The sequence below is a fragment of the Streptomyces sp. NPDC030165 genome, from assembly GCF_055573595.1.
The window spans coordinates 44,642-60,965 of the sequence record NZ_JBVIBD010000028.1 but is presented as its reverse complement, the minus strand read 5'-3'; the positions used below and the strand labels follow the sequence as shown (position 1 = coordinate 60,965).

Here is a 16,324-nt window from a genome sequence, read left to right as displayed (position 1 = left end):
GTCTTCTGCTCCCTCACCCGGGCGTACGGCGGTCCCACGGCTCCTTCACGCCTCCTCCACGTTCCCTGCGCTGTCCCTTTGCAGACCCTCCGCACGGCGCCCCCACAGAATCCCCAATTACTCTTCCGGTCATGGCCCACGACCTGGACGACCTCAGCCCCGAGTACCTCGCCTTCTGGAGCGAGCACCTCCTGTGCACGCTGACCACCCTGCGCCCCGACGGCACGCCGCACGTCGTCCCGGTCGGTGTCACCTTCGACGCGAACCAGCGCATCGCCCGCGTGATCACCCGCAAGGACAGCAGCAAGGTCGGCCATGTCCTCGCCGGCGGCCCGGACGGCGCCCGGGTCGCCGTGTGCCAGATGCAGGGCAGGCGGTGGGCCACCCTGGAGGGCGTCGCCCGTATCCGTACGGACGCGGACGTGGTGGCGGACGCGGTACGGCGCTACGCGGAGCGGTACGGCCGCACCCCGACCCCCAAGCCGGACCGGGTGATGATCGAGATCACCGTCCGCAAGGCGCTGGGCCGGGCCTAGGGCGGGTGCCGCCGTCGGCCGGCTGCAACGGCCGCCGAAACGGCAGAGGGGCCGGGCTGCCCACGGCAATCCCGGCCCCACGGCCTGCGACCTGCGGCGGTCCGCTAGTCGGACCGTTTCTTCCCCGGACGCCACACGACCAGCGCACTGGTCTGCTGCACGTCCTGATACGGCACCAGGTCCCGGCGGTACGAGGCGTGCACCGCCGCCTCCCGCTGCTGGATGGCGGCGGCCGCGCCCTCGACCGCGTGCTGGAGCTCGGCCACCCGCTGGCGCAGCGCCGTGACCTGGTTCTCCAGTTCGATGATGCGCTTGATGCCGGCGAGGTTGATGCCCTCGTCCTGCGACAGCCGCTGCACTTCCCTGAGCAGTTCGATGTCCCGGGCCGAATAGCGCCGGCCGCGCCCTGCCGTACGGTCGGGCGAGACCAGCCCCAGGCGGTCGTACTGACGCAGCGTCTGCGGATGCAGACCCGAGAGCTGAGCCGCGACGGAAATGACGTACACCGGCGACTCTTCGGTCAGTTCGTACGGGTTCCGACGCCCGCCCCGGCCATCCATCCGACTCAAGCTCCCTTCGCGGCCTGGAACAGCTCCGCCCGCGGGTCCTCACCCGCGGTCGCCTCGCGGTAGGACTCCAACGACTCCCGTGCGGCGTCGCCGAGGTCCTTGGGGACGCTCACCTCGACGGTGACCAGCAGGTCGCCGCGGGTGCCGTCCTTGCGCGACGCGCCTTTGCCGCGCACGCGCATCGTACGTCCGTTGGGCGTCCCGGCCGGCAGCTTGAGGGTCACCGGCGGGCCGCCGAGTGTCGGCACCCGCACCTCGCCGCCCAGCGCCGCCTCCGGGAAGGTGACCGGGACGGTGACGGTCAGGTTGTCGCCCTTGCGGCCGAAGACCGGGTGGGCCTCGACGTGCACGACGACGTACAGATCGCCGTTGGGGCCGCCGCGCTCGCCCGGGGTGCCCTTGCCGCGCAGCCGGATGCGCTGCCCGTCGGAGACGCCCGCCGGGATGCGCACCTGCATCGTGCGCGAACTGGTCGCCCGACCGCTGCCCTTGCAGACGTCGCACGGGTTCTCCGCGATCAGGCCGCGGCCCTTGCAGTCCACGCACGGGTCGGTGAGCGAGAAGCCGCCACCGCCGCCGCGGCTGACCTGTCCGGTGCCGACGCAGGTCGGGCACACGCGCGGCGTGCCGTTCTTGTCGCCGGTGCCCGAACACGCCTTGCAGGGCGCCTGGCTGGACATCCGCAGCGGGACCGTGGCCCCGTCCGCCGCCTCAGTGAAACTGAGCGTCACCTCGGACTCGACGTCCTGGCCGCGGCGCGGCTGCGTACGCGTGCCGCCGCCGCGGTTGAACAGGCCGCCGAAGACGTCGCCGAGCCCGCCGCCGAAGCCGCCGCCCGCCGTGCCGCCCTGCGCACCGCCACCGAAGAGGTCGCCCAGGTCGAAGTTGAACGATCCGCCACCGGCGCCGCCGGGGCCGGCCCGGAAGCCGCCGTTGCCGAACAGCGCCCGCGCCTCGTCGTACTCCTTGCGACGCTTGGGGTCACCGAGGATGTCGTTGGCCTCGGAGATCTCCTTGAAGCGCTCCTCGGCCTTGGCGTCCCCCTTGTTGGCGTCCGGGTGGAACTCCCGGGCCAGCTTGCGGTACGCCTTCTTGATCTCCGCCTCGGTGGCGTCCTTCGGGACGCCGAGGACCTTGTAGTAGTCCTTCTCCACGAAGTCCTTGGTGTTCATCCCCGACGTCCCTCCTCCCGAACTGCTGTGCGCGCCGCCGCGTCAGCCCTCCTCAGGGCCACCGCTCTCCTCGTCCGAAGCCTTCGCGTCGTCCTCCGAGGCGGCCTTGCCGGACTGCGCGCCCGGCTGCGGCTCGGCGACCGCGACCCGCGCGGGGCGGATCGTTCGTTCACCGATGCGGTACCCCGGCTGGAGGATCGCGACGCACGTGGTCTCCGTGACATCCGGAGCGTACGAGTGCATCAGGGCCTCGTGGATCGTCGGGTCGAAGGGCTCGCCCTCCTTGCCGAACTGCTGGAGGCCCAGCTTCGCGGCCACCGTCTCCAGCGACTCGGCCACCGACTTGAAGCCGCCGACCAGCTCGCCGTGCTCCCGGGCCCGGCCGATGTCGTCGAGCACGGGCAGCAGCTCGGTGAGCAGATTCGCCGCGGCGATCTCCTTCACCGACACCCGGTCCCGCTCCACCCGGCGACGGTAGTTCTGGTACTCCGCCTGGAGCCGCTGGAGGTCCGCGGTGCGCTCGCTGAGCGCGGTACGCACCTGGTCCAGCTGCGCCGTGAGAGCTACGTCCTGGTTCGCATCCCCGGCCGGGGCCGAGCCCGCCGTGTCGGCGGACTCGGCCTGCGCCGCGTCATCAGGGGTCTGTGCGGCATCGGCGGGGACGTCGGGCTTCTTGTCCTCGAAGCCCGGAGTCTCCTCCGTCACGCGGCACCATCCTTCTTCGGCTTCTCGTCGTCCACGATCTCGGCGTCGACGACATCGTCCTCGGCCTTGGCCTGCTGGCCGCCCTCGGCACCGGCGGCACCCTCGGCACCGCCCGCGGCCGCACCGGCGGCCTGCGCGTCGGCGTACATGGCCTGGCCCAGCTTCTGGCTGACCGCGGCGACCTTCTCGGTCGCGGTGCGGATCTCGGCCGTGTCCTCGCCCTTGAGCTTCTCCTTCAGCTCGGCGACGGCGGTCTCGACCTCGGTCTTCACCTCGGCGGGGACCTTCTCCTCGTTGTCCTTGAGGAACTTCTCCGTCTGGTAGACGAGCTGCTCGCCCTGGTTGCGGGACTCGGCGGCCTCGCGGCGGCGGTGGTCCTCGTCCGCGTACTGCTCGGCCTCCTGGCGCATCCGGTCGACCTCGTCCTTCGGCAGCGAGGAGCCGCCGGTGACGGTCATCTTCTGCTCCTTGCCGGTGCCGAGGTCCTTCGCCGCGACGTGCATGATGCCGTTCGCGTCGATGTCGAAGGTGACCTCGATCTGCGGCACGCCGCGCGGGGCCGGGGGCAGGCCGGTCAGCTCGAACATGCCGAGCTTCTTGTTGTACGCCGCGATCTCGCGCTCGCCCTGGTAGACCTGGATCTGCACGGAGGGCTGGTTGTCCTCGGCGGTGGTGAAGATCTCCGAGCGCTTGGTCGGGATCGTCGTGTTCCGCTCGATGAGCTTGGTCATGATGCCGCCCTTGGTCTCGATACCGAGGGACAGCGGGGTGACGTCCAGCAGGAGGACGTCCTTGACCTCACCCTTGAGGACACCGGCCTGCAGCGACGCGCCGATGGCGACGACCTCGTCCGGGTTGACGCCCTTGTTGGCGTCCTTGCCGCCGGTCAGCTCCTTGACCAGCTCGGCGACGGCCGGCATCCGGGTCGAGCCGCCGACCAGGACCACGTGGTCGATCTCGGACAGCTCGATGCCGGCGTCCTTGATGACGTTGTGGAACGGGGTCTTGCAGCGCTCCAGGAGGTCCGAGGTGAGCTGCTGGAACTGCGCCCGGGTGAGCTTCTCGTCCAGGTGCAGCGGGCCCTCGGCGGAGGCGGTGATGTAGGGCAGGTTGATCGTCGTCTCGGTGGACGAGGACAGCTCGATCTTCGCCTTCTCCGCGGCCTCGCGCAGGCGCTGGAGCGCCATCTTGTCCTTGGAGAGGTCGACGCCGTGGCCGTTCTGGAACTGCTTGACCAGGTAGTCGACGACGCGCTGGTCCCAGTCGTCACCACCGAGGTGGTTGTCACCGTTGGTGGCCTTGACCTCGACGACACCGTCGCCGATCTCCAGCAGCGAGACGTCGAAGGTACCGCCACCGAGGTCGAAGACCAGGATGGTCTGGTCGTCCTTCTCCAGGCCGTAGGCCAGGGCCGCGGCGGTGGGCTCGTTGACGATGCGCAGGACGTTCAGGCCCGCGATCTCACCGGCCTCCTTGGTGGCCTGGCGCTCGGAGTCGTTGAAGTACGCCGGAACGGTGATGACCGCGTCCGTGACCTTCTCGCCGAGGTAGGACTCCGCGTCGCGCTTCAGCTTCTGCAGGATGAAGGCGCTCATCTGCTGCGGGTTGAAGTCCTTGCCGTCCAGGTTGACCTTCCAGTCAGTGCCCATGTGGCGCTTGACCGAACGGATCGTCCTGTCGACGTTGGTGACCGCCTGGCGCTTGGCCACCTCGCCGACCAGCACCTCGCCGTTCTTGGCGAAGGCGACGACGGACGGCGTGGTCCTGGCGCCCTCGGCGTTGGTGATGACGGTGGGCTCACCGCCTTCGAGAACACTGACGACGGAGTTCGTCGTGCCCAGGTCGATGCCGACCGCACGTGCCATTTTCGATTCCTCCATGACTTGAGTGGAACAGGCTCAAGCGTGCAGCACCATCGCCAGCCTGTCAATTGACCTGAGCCGATCACACTCAACTTTTATGTCGGGCTTACCGTCACACCCTCTTCGGGGGACGCGGCAATGGGTGGGAAGGGTTGCCTGCGCGACACAGATCACCGGCCGGGCGGCTTCATGGGGCTGGGGATACTGGGTAACCTCAGCGCAGACCCGAAAAGTTACTGCTTAGTAATCGCTGTAGTCCTTGTACCGCGGACTCCGCGTACCCCTCGTATGTACGCGCAGCCCCTCAAGTATTCCCCGTAACCCCCGCACTCGCAGGCCCGAGGAGCCACCCATGCAACTCGCCGCGATCATCGTGTCGCTGGTCCTAATCGCGGTCGGCGTAGCACTGTTCGGCCGTGCCATCCTGCAGATCGTCCGCCAGCTGCGGCTCGGGCAGCCCGTCCCGGCCGGCACCCGGACCGACGACCCCACGCAACGCACGGTCACGGTGGTCAAGGAGTTCCTCGGCCACACCCGGATGAACCGCTGGGGCGTCGTGGGCGTGGCGCACTGGTTCGTGGCGGTGGGCTTCTTCTCGCTGCTGCTGACGATCGTCAACGCCATCGGCCAGCTCTTCAAGGCCGACTGGCTGCTGCCCGTCATCGGCGAGTGGGCGCCGTACAACGTCTTCGTCGAGTTCGTCGGCACGATGACGGTGCTCGGCATCCTGCTCCTGATCGTCATCCGGCAGCTCAGCAAGCCCGGCAAGGCGGGCCGCAAGTCCCGCTTCACCGGCTCCAACTTCGGCCAGGCGTACTTCGTCGAGGCGGTCATCCTGATCGTCGGCGTCTGCATCTTCATGCTGCACGCCCTGGAGGGCGCCCAGCACCACGTGGACGGTTACGAGGCGTCGTTCTTCATCTCGTACCCGGTGGTCTCGTGGCTGGAGGGCCTGGACGTCGCCACACTCCAGAACCTCACCTACTTCTTCGCCGGCCTGAAGATCGCGACGTCCTTCATCTGGATGATCACGGTCGCGCTGAAGACCGACATGGGTGTGGCCTGGCACCGCTTCCTCGCCTTCCCGAACATCTGGTTCAAGCGCGAGGCCGACGGTGACGTGGCGCTCGGCGCGCTCCAGCCGATGACCAGCGCGGGCAAGCCGATCGACTTCGAGGACCCCGGCGAGGACGACCAGTTCGGCGTCTCCCAGATCGAGCACTTCTCCTGGAAGGGCCTGCTCGACTTCTCGACCTGCACCGAGTGCGGCCGCTGCCAGTCGCAGTGCCCCGCCTGGAACACCGGCAAGCCGCTGTCGCCGAAGCTGCTGATCATGGCGCTGCGCGACCACGCGCACGCCAAGGCCCCGTACCTGCTCGCCGGCGGCGGCAAGGACGAGGAAGGCGCCGAGAAGGCGACCGCGGCCCAGCTCAAGGACGTGCCCGCGGCGGCGCTGGCCGAGGCCGAGCGCCCGCTGATCGGCACCCTGGAGGAGAACGGGGTCATCGACCCGGACGTCCTGTGGTCCTGCACCACCTGCGGCGCCTGCGTCGAGCAGTGCCCGGTCGACATCGAGCACGTCGACCACATCGTCGACATGCGCCGCTACCAGGTCATGATCGAGTCGAGCTTCCCCAGCGAGGCCGGCACGATGCTGAAGAACCTGGAGAAGAAGGGCAACCCCTGGGGCCTGGCCAAGAAGCAGCGGCTGGCGTGGACCAAGGAGATCGACTTCGAGGTCCCCGTCGTCGGCAAGGACATCGAGGACCTCACCGAGGTCGACTACCTGTACTGGGTCGGCTGCGCGGGCGCCCTGGAGGACCGCGCCAAGAAGACCACCAAGGCGTTCGCCGAACTGCTGCACATCGCGGGCGTGAAGTTCGCGATCATGGGCGGCGACGAGGCGTGCACCGGCGACTCGGCCCGCCGCCTCGGCAACGAGTTCCTCTTCCAGCAGCTCGGCCAGCAGAACGTCGAGATGCTGAACATGGCCTTCGGTGAGGACGCCGACGAGGGCGTCACCGTCCCCAAGGCCAAGAAGAAGATCGTCGCGACCTGCCCGCACTGCTTCAACACGATCGCGAACGAGTACCCGCAGCTCGGCGGCGAGTACGAGGTCATCCACCACACCCAGCTGCTCCAGCACCTGATCGACGAGGGCAAGCTGATCCCCGTCACCCCGGTCGAGGGTCTGATCACGTACCACGACCCCTGCTACCTGGGCCGCCACAACAAGGTCTACACGCCGCCGCGCGAGATCATCGCCAAGGTGCCGGGCCTGCGGAACGAGGAGATGCACCGCCACAAGGAGCGCGGCTTCTGCTGCGGCGCGGGCGGCGCGCGCATGTGGATGGAGGAGCGCATCGGCAAGCGCATCAACAACGAGCGCGTCGACGAGGCCCTGTCCCTCAACCCGGACATCGTCTCCACCGCCTGCCCGTTCTGCCTGGTCATGCTGACCGACTCGGTCAACGGCAAGAAGAACGACGGCAAGGCGAAGGAATCCGTCCAGGTCGTGGACGTGGCCCAGCTGCTGCTGGACTCCGTCAAGACTCCGGCCGACCCGGCGGGCGAGGAGGCCACGGCGAACGCGCCCGAACCGGAGCCGGTGAAGTAACCGGTTCCCCTTCCACCTGAACACGGCCGGTCCCGCTTCGGCGGGGCCGGCCGTGGGTGTTTGGAGAGGGGGAGGGAGGTGGGGGGGGGTGGCGTCGTCGCGACGTGCCGGGGGTGGTGCGTCGTGCCGGGGGCGTTGCGTCGTACCGGTAGCGTCGCTACGCACCGGGGCCCGCCTCGACGTGCCGGCCACGTCCCGGCGTACGGAGGGCTTACGACGCACCGTAGGCGTAACGACGCACCGCCACCGTCCCGACGCACCACCCCCGTACCGACGCACCGCCCGCGTGACGACGTACCGAAGTCGTCGCGGCGTGCTGGGCCGGTACGTCGTACCGTCGCGTACATGAGATCCGCTTCCGCCGCCCTCGCCACGGCCGCCGCGCTCGCCGCGCTCGTCACGCTGACCGGGTGCGGCGGCGCGTCGCAGGCGGCGGATCCCGCGCAGCCGGCGGCGCGGCCCTTCGAGGGTCTGCCCTTCGTCGGTGTCCTGATCGCCGGCGGCGAGCACTACTGCACCGCGAGCGTCATCGACAGCCCGAAGGGCAACATGCTGGCCACCGCGGCGCACTGTGTGCACTTCGACGGCGAGGACGCGTCCGACGGGTACGAGCCCGGCCCGGTCACCGGCGACATACAGTTCGCGCCACGCTTCTCCGGGGCCGGGGAGGGCACCTTCCCGTACGGGAAGTGGAAGGTCAGCGGCGTCCACGTGCCCAAGGCATGGACCGAGGACGACGACGACCGCGGTGACTACGCCTTCCTGACCGTCGAGCCGGACGCGCAGGGCCGCTCCGTGCAGGAGGTCGTCGGCGCGGCCACCCCCGACTGGTCCTCGGGCCCTCGCCGGCACGTCACCGTCGTCGGCTATCCCAACGAGGCGTACAACCCCGGCAACAGCCCCATCACCTGTGCCACGGACACCCGGCGCGACGACGACGAGCCGTACCTGCTCCAGATGAGGTGCGGCGGTTTCTACGACGGCACCAGCGGCGGTCCCTGGCTCGCCGACCACCACGACGCCCGCCGCCCCGGGCGCCTGATCGGCGTGCTGAGCGGCGGTGACACCGACGCCGAGTCGACGGCCGTGCTCTTCGACAAGGGGGCGCGGGAGCTGTACGAGCGGGTGGCGCGGGGCGCGGCGAAGTCGGCCTGACCGGCACCGCCGTCCTCGCCCTCCCCCGCCCCCTCGACCTCGCCGCAATCCTCCTCACCGCCTGCGGCCCCACCGGCTCCAGCCTCACCGCCCAAGCCGCCTTCACCACCGCCCCCTTCAGCGGCGGCTGACGCCCGCTGTCCCGGCCGCGCCTCCTGAGCGGAGCCCGCCGTACACGGAACGCCGCGTATGCGGATATCCCGCCTCGGCGCCTGGAGGATGCACCTATTCTTTCCCCCGTGCGCAGGTGAGGCGGCCGGAACCGGACGGACGGTTCTGTCTGCCCCGGGGGAAGGGTCGTACTGAACATGTCTGCGGAGCCGGAGGCCGCCACCCCGCCCGTGCCTTCTGTGCTGTCCCTGCGGACGGCGGACCTGGACGAGGCGCGGTGGGCGATCGGCGAGACGTTCTACGCCAACCACATCGACCGGCTGTCCCGGAGCGAGGACGTGGGCGCGTCCTTCGACGTGGTGCGGCTCGGGGCGGTCACCGTCGGCGAGGTGGGGTTCGGCGCCGAGCTGCGGCTGCGGTTCGGCGAGTTGGGCGCGTACCACGTGGACGTACCGCTGAGCGGCTCCATCCAGTGGCGGCAGGGCGCGCGGGAACCGCAGACCATCACGCCGGAGCGGGCCGGGGTGTTCCAGCCGGACGGCGTCACCACCATCGACCGCTGGGACGGCGGGTGCCGGCTGCTGGCGGTGAAGATCCGTACGGCGGACCTGGAGCAGCACCTGGAGCACCTGCTGGGCAGGCCGGTCCGCACGCCGGTGCGCTTCGCCCCCGGCCTCGACGTGTCCCGGGGGCCGGGGCTGAGCTGGGCCCGGCTGGTCCGGACGGCCGTACGGGACATCCAGGACGCGGGCGCGCTGATGCACCAGCCGCTGGTTGCGGCGCCGCTCCAGGAGGCGCTGCTGAGCGGGCTGCTGCTGGCTGCCGACCATCCGCACCGCGAGGAGCTGACCCAGCCGTCGGCTCCGGCGGCGCCGTCCTACCGCCCGGCACCGGTCAAGCGCGCGCTGGACGCCATCCAGGGGCGGCCCGAGCACCCCTTCGACACCGCCGAGCTGGCCGCCGTCGCGCGCGTCAGTGTGCGGTGGCTCCAGGAGGGCTTCCGGCGGCACGTCGGCATGTCGCCGATGGCGTACCTGCGTGACGTACGGCTGAGCCGCGTACGGGACGAGCTGAGGCGGGCGGGGCCCGGCGAGCTGAGTGTGGGCGAGGTGGCGTACCGGTGGGGTTTCGTGCACCTCGGGCGGTTCGCACGCAGTTACCGGGAGCGGTTCGGGGAGTCGCCGTCACAGACGCTGCACGCACCGTGAGGGAGCGGCGGACCGAGCGCGACCGGGGCGCACCCCGCGGCGAACACGCAGCGTGATCCGGATACCGGCTGCGCAGAATGGATCATGCCCGCGTTCCCGCACCGCTACGGTCTGGGGTGCCAGGGCCGAGCCGGCGTTGCCGATGCGTTCGTCCGTCAGTGCATGCCGACGGCGGTATGCACCGGTGGACCGGCCCCTGGATCCCGGCCGGTATCCCCCCGTAACCGTAGCCGGGCCCGCCCGTGAGGCGTCGGACGACGATGATCCGATGCCTCATGGGCCGGCGGAACCACCGGCCGGAGCCGCCTTCCCGGCCCGCCCTCCCGGGCTCCCGTACGGGCCCACCCGTCCGGGACCACCTGTCCAGGCCCACCCGTCCGGACCCACCCGCCCTTCCGGCATTTCCGCACCCCGCACGCATCTCCCGCATCCTCCGTAACCCCCGTATCCCCTCGGGGACCGGCCCCCTCCCCCTTAGGGGATGTCACAGGTCGGCAGCAAAGCCGCCCCGTGCCCCCGGGCCCGGCCACGTGGCCTCCGAGACCAGGTACGTTCGATGACGTGGCTGGATTCAGGATGGGTCGCGGACGGGACACCCGTTCCGCGCAACAGGGGCAGCAGCAGGGGCAGCGGGCTCCGTACGGGCAGCAGGGACAGCCGTACGGGCAGCAGCCCCCGTCTCCGCACGGGCAGTGGCAGCAGCAACAGCACCGGCCGCCGCAGCCCCCGCAGCCGTACGGCGGCCCGCATCCCGCAGGCCCGCACGTCGGCGACGGGCACGGCGAGCCCGAGTACTTCGGCGACGGCGGCTATCAGCCGCAGCAGCAGTCCTACGCCCCGTACGCCAACGACAACAGCCCGGGCCACACCCAGCAGTTCAGCGTCGGCGAGGCCCCGGACGCGTACGGCGGGCACCCCGGGGGCCCGGCGAACGGCGGGTACGACAACGGCGGATACGGCGGCGGCCAGTACGGCGACGACGGTTACGGCGACGGCGGCACCTACCGCGCGGGCCGGGCCACGGCCCCGCCGGCCGGTCCCCGCCTGCCCTGGAAGCAACTGCTGACGGGTCTGGTCACCCGCCCGAACCCGACGTTCTGGCAGATGCGCGACCACCCGGTCTGGGGCCCGGCCCTGATCGTCACGTTCGTCTACGGCCTGCTCGCCGTCTTCGGCTTCGACAAGGCCCGCGAGGACGTGCTGAACGCCACGCTCTCCAACAGCATCCCGTGGGTGCTGATCACCGCCGTGATGTTCGTCATCGGCGGTCTGATCCTGGGCGCGGTCACCCACACCCTCGCCCGCCAGCTCGGCGGCGACGGCGCCTGGCAGCCGACCGTCGGCCTGTCCATGCTGATCATGTCGGTCACGGACGCGCCGCGCCTGCTCTTCGCGATGTTCCTGGGCGGCGACAGCACCCTGGTGCAGATCGTGGGCTGGGCCACCTGGCTGGCCGCGGGCGCGCTCTTCACCTCGATGGTGAGCAAGTCGCACGACCTGCCGTGGCCCAAGGCGCTGGGCGCCTCCGCCATCCAGCTGGTCGCGCTGCTGGCCCTGGTCAAGCTGGGCACACTCTAGCCGTACGCCCGCGCCACGCGCGGAAGGCCCCGCTCCGGGTATGGAGCGGGGCCTTCCGTCTGAGCGGGTGTGCGCGCCCGTTACGCGAACCGCTGCGCCGCCGACCCGTCGCACTTCTGGAGCCGTACCGCGTCCTTGGCCGAGCCCAGCGTCAGGCACAGCCCCGGCGCGGCCGCCGGCCGGACCGATCCGCTCGCGGCGTCCTTCGTGAACTGCTGGTTGGCCGCGCCCGAGCAGTTCCACAGCACCAGGCCGGTCCCGGCCTCGTACTTCGCGCCCGGCACGTCCAGGCAGCGGTCCTGCGTCAGCCCCACGTGCACGGAGCGCCGTTCCGCGTCCTGCCACCAGTCCTGGTTGCGCTGGCCGTTGCAGTCCCAGCCCACCACCGCCGTACCGTTACCGCTGCTCGCGCCCTTGGCGTCCACGCAGCTGCCGGTCCCGGCGTTCTTCAGTGGCTTGTACACGTCGTCCCAGGCCAGCGGGTACAGCTTCGGCTGCCCGGTGCTCGCCGGGTCGGCGCAGGACGCCTCGCGCCGGTCCGACGCGTACAGCTGCGTGAGGCAGGAGGCGAAGGCGCCGTGGCCGCGCGCGTTCGGGTGGAAGGACTGCCGTACGGAGTTGGCGTCCGGCGGGAACGGGTTCGTCAGGTTCACGTACAGCCCGCGGGCCCAGGTGTCCTCCATGCACACCTCGTGCCCGTGGAAGAGCCGCGAGTTGTCGAGGTACGTGGCGCCGGTCTGCGCGGCGACCTTCCGCATGCCCTTCTCGAACGTCGGAACGGCAACGTTCCGTCCCCACGCGGAGTCGGAGGTGTAGCCCGTGCACCCGCCCGGCAGCTTGCCCGGGAAGTTCGGGTTGTCCTTGATGTCCGGCCCGATGGGGCTCGGGTAGCCCATCACGACCAGCTTGTAGTCGCTGTCCGCGTACCCCGCGTCGCGCATCACGGTCCGCAGGTCACGCACGCTCTTCTCGACCTTGGGCACCAGCGCGTCGACCCGGCCCTGCCACCCCGGGTCGTACTTGGGCTCGCACGGGCCCTGCAAGGTGAACCAGCGCGTGACGCAGTCCGTCATCACCGGCCCGAACTGCAGGTCGTCGTTGGCCCCGGCGACCAGCAGCACCATCTTCAGCCGGGTGTTGCGGGCCTTGATCGCCAGGCTGTCGCTCTGCACCGGCTCGTCGGCGTACTGCTTGGTCCCGCCGATGTTGATGTTGCCGGTGTACGCACCGGAACAGGCGACGTTGTACGTCACGTCGGCCCCGATGCCCGTGCGGTGGATGGCCGCGTCGGGCGAACGGTGACACCAGTTGTCGGGCCCGTCCGTCCCCTGCTCGTACGTCCCGACGCCCTCGCCCGATATCTCACTGTCCCCCAGCGAGATCAGCGAGGTCTTGCGCTGTCCGACCGGCCGCTCGGCCGCGTCCCCGTACAGCTTCACGGCCTCGGCCGCCCGGATCTTCTCCAGCTCGGGCGGCAGCGGCTTGGCCGCCGCGGTCCCCGCCCGGGCGGCCACCGCCGTACCGGCGCCCACCCCCGCGACCACACCCGTTCCGCCGAACCCCACCGCCAACGCCGCTGCGGCGGCCATCAGCCGCCCCGCTCTCGCACGCACCCTTGGGCCTCCCCTCCGGTCTGCTGTCACCGCCGGTTTCTACTCGGAGGTAGTGACCGGTGGAACACCCGGAACGGAATTGGCCCGAAAACACAGGCCGCCCTCTAAACACGGCGGGCACGCCGGAAACAGCCGGAGCGTCTCGTCACGGACGACAAGAAGCGCACCGGGCCGTCACCGCCCGATGCGCTTCCTCCGCCCGGCCACCCGGCCGGACTCGAACCCTTACGGTCCCCGGACCGCCCCCTCAGGCGTCGAGGATCTGCCCCTCGCGCCGCACCACCGGCGGCTCGACGCTCCACGGGAAGTTGATCCACTCGTCCGTGCGCTTCCACACGTACTCGCACTTCACCAGCGAGTGCGACTTCTCATAGATCACCGCGCTGCGGACCTCGGCCACCGTCCCCAGGCAGAAGTCGTGCACCAGCTTCAGCGTCTTGCCGGTGTCGGCCACGTCGTCCGCGATCAGCACCTTCTTGTCCGAGAAGTCGATCGCGTTCGGTACGGGCGCCAGCATGACCGGCATCTCCAGCGTCGTACCGACCCCGGTGTAGAACTCCACGTTCACCAGGTGGATGTTCTTGCAGTCCAGCGCGTACGCCAGACCGCCGGCCACGAAGACGCCACCGCGCGCGATCGACAGCACGATGTCGGGCTCGTACCCGTCGTCGGCGATCGTCTGCGCCAGCTCACGAATCGCGCCGCCGAAGCGCTCGTACGTCAGGTTCTCCCGCACACCACTCACTGGTTCTCTCGCACCCTCAGACCTGTGTCCGATGAAAATTCTTGAACGACCGCGAGGGCGTCGGCCCCCGCTGGCCCTGATACCGCGAGCCGTACTTCTCGGAGCCGTACGGGTGCTCGGCGGCCGACGTCAGCCGGAACATGCACAGCTGGCCGATCTTCATGCCCGGCCACAGCTTTATCGGCAGCGTCGCGACATTGCTCAGCTCCAGCGTGACATGCCCGCTGAAACCCGGGTCGATGAAGCCGGCGGTCGAGTGCGTCAGCAGCCCCAGCCGGCCCAGCGAGCTCTTGCCCTCCAGCCGCGACGCGAGGTCGTCGGGGAGCGTGATGACCTCGTACGTCGAGGCGAGCACGAACTCACCGGGGTGCAGGATGAAGGCCTCGTCCCCCTCCGGCGTCACCTCGCGCGTCAGATCCTGCTGCTCCACGGCAGGGTCGATGTGCGGGTACCGGTGATTCTCGAACACCCGGAAAAACCGGTCGAGGCGCACATCGATACTCGACGGCTGCACCATCGACTCGTCGTAGGGATCGATGCGGACCCGGCCCGCGTCGATCTCGGTCCGGATGTCCTTGTCTGAGAGAAGCACGCATCGAGGATACGCGCCCGGCCCCACCCTTCCCGCACACCACCGCCCCACCCGGCCCGCCCGCCGGTACGGCGAGGGCCCGGCCCCCACCACAGGGGACCGGGCCCTCGCCCACAACGTTCACAGCTCTCGCAGCCGCTCCACCGGCTGCCGTCCGCTCCGCCTCCGGCCCACCACGGGACCGCCGCCATCACAGCGCGCGGTCAGGGCCCGGCGACCTCGGCTTCAGCGCTTCTCGCACTCCACCGGCACCGAATGCCGCAGCCGCGCACAGCGCGGACACCGCAGCAGCCGGCCGGGGCCGAGCCGGTCCGTGGTCTGCATGGGAAACGAAGCGGTGCTGAACACGTGCCCTTCGGCACAACGTACGACGGTGCGCTCCATCAAGTCCTCTCCCGAATGCGTGGACAACAAAAGCCACATTAGGGGATGAACTGGGCGCCACCACACACGGCACTCCGCGCCCCCACCGTACGCCCCAACTCCCGCACCCCACACCGCAACCCACCCCCCACACACGACCGGACCCCACGGCCAACTGCACCGGGGGTCTGCGATGAGGTAGAGTGTGCGACGCTGCACCGCCCTTACTACGGGCGGCGCTCAAGCGGGTGTAGTTTAATGGTAGAACATGAGCTTCCCAAGCTCAGAGCGCGGGTTCGATTCCCGTCACCCGCTCCAGCGACTCAGGCCCGGCCCAGAGGAACAATTCCCCGGCTGGGCCTTTGTGTTACCCAAGCGCTCCGCAGGAGACCCCAGGAGACCCATGGCCAGAAGGCGGTACGTCGCCCGAGGAGTCCCCGGTGGCTACCGGATCCGGGACAACCGGGGACGCCGCTGGTGGGGCGACCTCTACGAACTGTGCCCGGACGATCTCGTCGAGGAACTGAACGCCGGAGCCGACCCCGCGAAACTCACGGCCCTGCTGAAGCGGTACCGGGCTCTGAAGCGGTAGGCGCCGCTCGTGGCGTTTTCGGGTTGAGGTCTCAGGAGCCCGGTGAGTGAGATGAGTGACCCGGCAGCACCCGATGCCGGCCGCGTCCTGAAGCCCCATGCCGCCCGCCTGAAGCCTCACGTCGCCGTACGCCTCGCCGTCGGCGTTCTCCTGCTCGCCGTGCCATTCCTGTGGCCCGCCGGAGCCGCGCCGTCCTTCGTCGTGACGCTGCCCCTGCTCGCCGGATTGTGGGTGCTCTTCCTTCTGGTGGGCCGGGTCGCCAATGGGCTGCGGTCGGGGGTGTGCGAGAAGGCGCTGCGCTTCTATCCGATGGAGTACCGGACGCGGGTCCGCTCTTCGGTGGGGTGCTGATCGTCCCGGCAGCCTCGACGTGCTGTTCGTGCAGCCCACGCGGTGGAAGAGGGGGCGCGCGGGAGCGTGTGCGGGCCGGCTCCGCGCGGATCGCGCAGGCTGAGGCAGGGCCTCGGTTCCTTCCCGCACCGCGCCCGCCGGAACGTTCCTGCTGCTCCTTGTGCGGTCGGACGCACCGCCCGGCGGTAACGTGTGGGGCAGCTGTGCCTAGACGTGGGGACGCCAAGGAGGGTGCATGGGCAGCTATTTCAAGGTCGAGGCGGAGAATCTCGGACGCCTGCTGAAGGACCTGCACGACAGTCAGGACAACATGCGCAAGGCGCTGAGCGCGCTGAAGGACACCGGCCCGAAATCGACCGGGGCCGAGGCGCTGGACAACGCCTGCGACGAGTTCCATGACAGCTGGGACAACGCGATCAAGAAGATCGCCGACGGCACCCAGGCCATCGAGGAGAAGCTGAAGCAGGTCAAGCAGAACTACGAGTCGCTGGAGCACGCGCTGCGCGACGCCTTCGCGAAGAACGCCAAGAAGGCGGCGTGATGTGCAGGTCCGTA

Annotated in this window: 16 protein-coding genes and 1 tRNA gene; 9 read left to right on the top strand and 8 right to left on the bottom strand. The window is 70.0% G+C overall.

Annotated features, from left to right (window positions below; translation table 11 throughout):
- Positions 1-131: 131 nt before the first annotated feature.
- Positions 132-536 (top strand): TIGR03618 family F420-dependent PPOX class oxidoreductase, encoded by a 405-nt coding sequence (locus ACZ4Z1_RS36090; protein ID WP_468490898.1) that lies wholly within the window; start codon positions 132-134, stop codon positions 534-536.
- A gap of 104 nt (positions 537-640) precedes the next feature.
- On the opposite strand, the gene ACZ4Z1_RS36085 is transcribed toward ACZ4Z1_RS36090, so the two are convergent.
- Genes ACZ4Z1_RS36085 through dnaK form a run of 4 tightly spaced genes read right to left on the bottom strand, consistent with a single transcriptional unit; the run spans position 641 to position 4,847 of the window.
- On the bottom strand, positions 641-1,096 hold the full coding sequence (locus tag ACZ4Z1_RS36085; protein ID WP_468490897.1) for a heat shock protein transcriptional repressor HspR: 456 nt from the start codon (positions 1,094-1,096) through the stop codon (positions 641-643).
- A 5-nt stretch (positions 1,097-1,101) separates the two neighbouring features.
- On the bottom strand, positions 1,102-2,277 hold the full coding sequence (gene dnaJ / locus ACZ4Z1_RS36080) for a molecular chaperone DnaJ (protein ID WP_468490896.1): 1,176 nt from the start codon (positions 2,275-2,277) through the stop codon (positions 1,102-1,104).
- A gap of 42 nt (positions 2,278-2,319) precedes the next feature.
- A complete protein-coding gene (gene grpE, locus ACZ4Z1_RS36075) occupies positions 2,320-2,982 on the bottom strand; it encodes a nucleotide exchange factor GrpE (protein WP_468490895.1) in 663 nt (220 codons plus the stop codon).
- Positions 2,979-4,847 carry a molecular chaperone DnaK gene (dnaK, locus tag ACZ4Z1_RS36070; protein ID WP_468490894.1) on the bottom strand — a complete coding sequence of 623 codons (1,869 nt, stop codon included), beginning with the start codon at positions 4,845-4,847 and terminating at the stop codon, positions 2,979-2,981. Before dnaK ends, grpE begins: the two co-directional genes overlap by 4 nt.
- A 349-nt stretch (positions 4,848-5,196) precedes the next feature.
- Here dnaK and ACZ4Z1_RS36065 point away from each other — a divergent pair, with 349 nt between their 5' ends.
- From ACZ4Z1_RS36065 to ACZ4Z1_RS36050, 4 genes are all read left to right on the top strand, one after another.
- Positions 5,197-7,461, top strand: a complete 2,265-nt coding sequence (locus ACZ4Z1_RS36065) for a (Fe-S)-binding protein (protein WP_468490893.1) — start codon at positions 5,197-5,199, stop codon at positions 7,459-7,461.
- Between the two features lie 345 nt (positions 7,462-7,806).
- Positions 7,807-8,616: a trypsin-like serine peptidase gene (locus tag ACZ4Z1_RS36060; RefSeq protein ID WP_468490892.1), complete on the top strand. Its 810-nt coding sequence runs from the start codon at positions 7,807-7,809 to the stop codon at positions 8,614-8,616.
- A 308-nt stretch (positions 8,617-8,924) separates the two neighbouring features.
- The gene (locus ACZ4Z1_RS36055; protein ID WP_468490891.1) at positions 8,925-9,935 is read left to right on the top strand and encodes an AraC family transcriptional regulator; all 1,011 of its coding nucleotides are present in this window, start codon (positions 8,925-8,927) and stop codon (positions 9,933-9,935) included.
- Positions 9,936-10,511: 576 nt separating this feature from the next.
- The gene (locus ACZ4Z1_RS36050; RefSeq protein WP_468490928.1) at positions 10,512-11,513 is read left to right on the top strand and encodes a Yip1 family protein; all 1,002 of its coding nucleotides are present in this window, start codon (positions 10,512-10,514) and stop codon (positions 11,511-11,513) included.
- 80 nt (positions 11,514-11,593) lie between these two features.
- Here the strand turns inward: ACZ4Z1_RS36050 and ACZ4Z1_RS36045 are convergent, their stop codons facing one another.
- The 4 genes from ACZ4Z1_RS36045 to ACZ4Z1_RS36030 all read right to left on the bottom strand — a co-directional run bounded on the left by ACZ4Z1_RS36045 (position 11,594) and on the right by ACZ4Z1_RS36030 (position 14,847).
- The gene (locus ACZ4Z1_RS36045; protein WP_468490927.1) at positions 11,594-13,102 is read right to left on the bottom strand and encodes a ricin-type beta-trefoil lectin domain protein; all 1,509 of its coding nucleotides are present in this window, start codon (positions 13,100-13,102) and stop codon (positions 11,594-11,596) included.
- Between the two features lie 271 nt (positions 13,103-13,373).
- A complete protein-coding gene (locus ACZ4Z1_RS36040) occupies positions 13,374-13,871 on the bottom strand; it encodes a phosphoribosyltransferase (RefSeq protein WP_030180867.1) in 498 nt (165 codons plus the stop codon).
- A gap of 16 nt (positions 13,872-13,887) precedes the next feature.
- Positions 13,888-14,463, bottom strand: a complete 576-nt coding sequence (gene dcd / locus ACZ4Z1_RS36035) for a dCTP deaminase (RefSeq protein ID WP_468490890.1) — start codon at positions 14,461-14,463, stop codon at positions 13,888-13,890.
- 225 nt (positions 14,464-14,688) lie between these two features.
- Positions 14,689-14,847, bottom strand: coding sequence for a hypothetical protein (locus ACZ4Z1_RS36030; RefSeq protein WP_468490889.1), 159 nt, complete (start codon positions 14,845-14,847; stop codon positions 14,689-14,691).
- A 223-nt stretch (positions 14,848-15,070) separates the two neighbouring features.
- Here ACZ4Z1_RS36030 and ACZ4Z1_RS36025 point away from each other — a divergent pair.
- The 4 genes from ACZ4Z1_RS36025 (at position 15,071) to ACZ4Z1_RS36010 (ending at position 16,310) form a co-directional block, all read left to right on the top strand.
- Positions 15,071-15,144, top strand: a tRNA-Gly gene (locus ACZ4Z1_RS36025).
- A gap of 85 nt (positions 15,145-15,229) precedes the next feature.
- On the top strand, positions 15,230-15,418 hold the full coding sequence (locus tag ACZ4Z1_RS36020; protein WP_468490888.1) for a hypothetical protein: 189 nt from the start codon (positions 15,230-15,232) through the stop codon (positions 15,416-15,418).
- Between the two features lie 42 nt (positions 15,419-15,460).
- Entirely contained in the window at positions 15,461-15,769 is a 309-nt protein-coding gene (locus ACZ4Z1_RS36015) for a hypothetical protein (RefSeq protein WP_468490887.1), read from the top strand.
- A gap of 235 nt (positions 15,770-16,004) precedes the next feature.
- A complete protein-coding gene (locus ACZ4Z1_RS36010; protein ID WP_468490886.1) occupies positions 16,005-16,310 on the top strand; it encodes a hypothetical protein in 306 nt (101 codons plus the stop codon).
- The last annotated feature ends 14 nt before the right edge of the window (positions 16,311-16,324 follow it).

Excerpts from the sequence above, each read along its gene's own strand:
- dnaJ (WP_468490896.1), bottom strand. The coding sequence starts at position 2,277 with ATGAACACCAAGGACTTCGTGGAGAAGGACTACTACAAGGTCCTCGGC.
- ACZ4Z1_RS36045 (WP_468490927.1), bottom strand. The coding sequence starts at position 13,102 with ATGGCCGCCGCAGCGGCGTTGGCGGTGGGGTTCGGCGGAACGGGTGTG.
- ACZ4Z1_RS36010 (WP_468490886.1), top strand. The coding sequence starts at position 16,005 with ATGGGCAGCTATTTCAAGGTCGAGGCGGAGAATCTCGGACGCCTGCTG.
- ACZ4Z1_RS36065 (WP_468490893.1), top strand. The coding sequence starts at position 5,197 with ATGCAACTCGCCGCGATCATCGTGTCGCTGGTCCTAATCGCGGTCGGC.
- ACZ4Z1_RS36060 (WP_468490892.1), top strand. The coding sequence starts at position 7,807 with ATGAGATCCGCTTCCGCCGCCCTCGCCACGGCCGCCGCGCTCGCCGCG.
- ACZ4Z1_RS36050 (WP_468490928.1), top strand. The coding sequence starts at position 10,512 with ATGGGTCGCGGACGGGACACCCGTTCCGCGCAACAGGGGCAGCAGCAG.
- ACZ4Z1_RS36085 (WP_468490897.1), bottom strand. The coding sequence starts at position 1,096 with ATGGATGGCCGGGGCGGGCGTCGGAACCCGTACGAACTGACCGAAGAG.
- dnaK (WP_468490894.1), bottom strand. The coding sequence starts at position 4,847 with ATGGCACGTGCGGTCGGCATCGACCTGGGCACGACGAACTCCGTCGTC.
- ACZ4Z1_RS36055 (WP_468490891.1), top strand. The coding sequence starts at position 8,925 with ATGTCTGCGGAGCCGGAGGCCGCCACCCCGCCCGTGCCTTCTGTGCTG.
- ACZ4Z1_RS36020 (WP_468490888.1), top strand. The coding sequence starts at position 15,230 with ATGGCCAGAAGGCGGTACGTCGCCCGAGGAGTCCCCGGTGGCTACCGG.
- ACZ4Z1_RS36030 (WP_468490889.1), bottom strand. The coding sequence starts at position 14,847 with ATGGAGCGCACCGTCGTACGTTGTGCCGAAGGGCACGTGTTCAGCACC.
- ACZ4Z1_RS36090 (WP_468490898.1), top strand. The coding sequence starts at position 132 with ATGGCCCACGACCTGGACGACCTCAGCCCCGAGTACCTCGCCTTCTGG.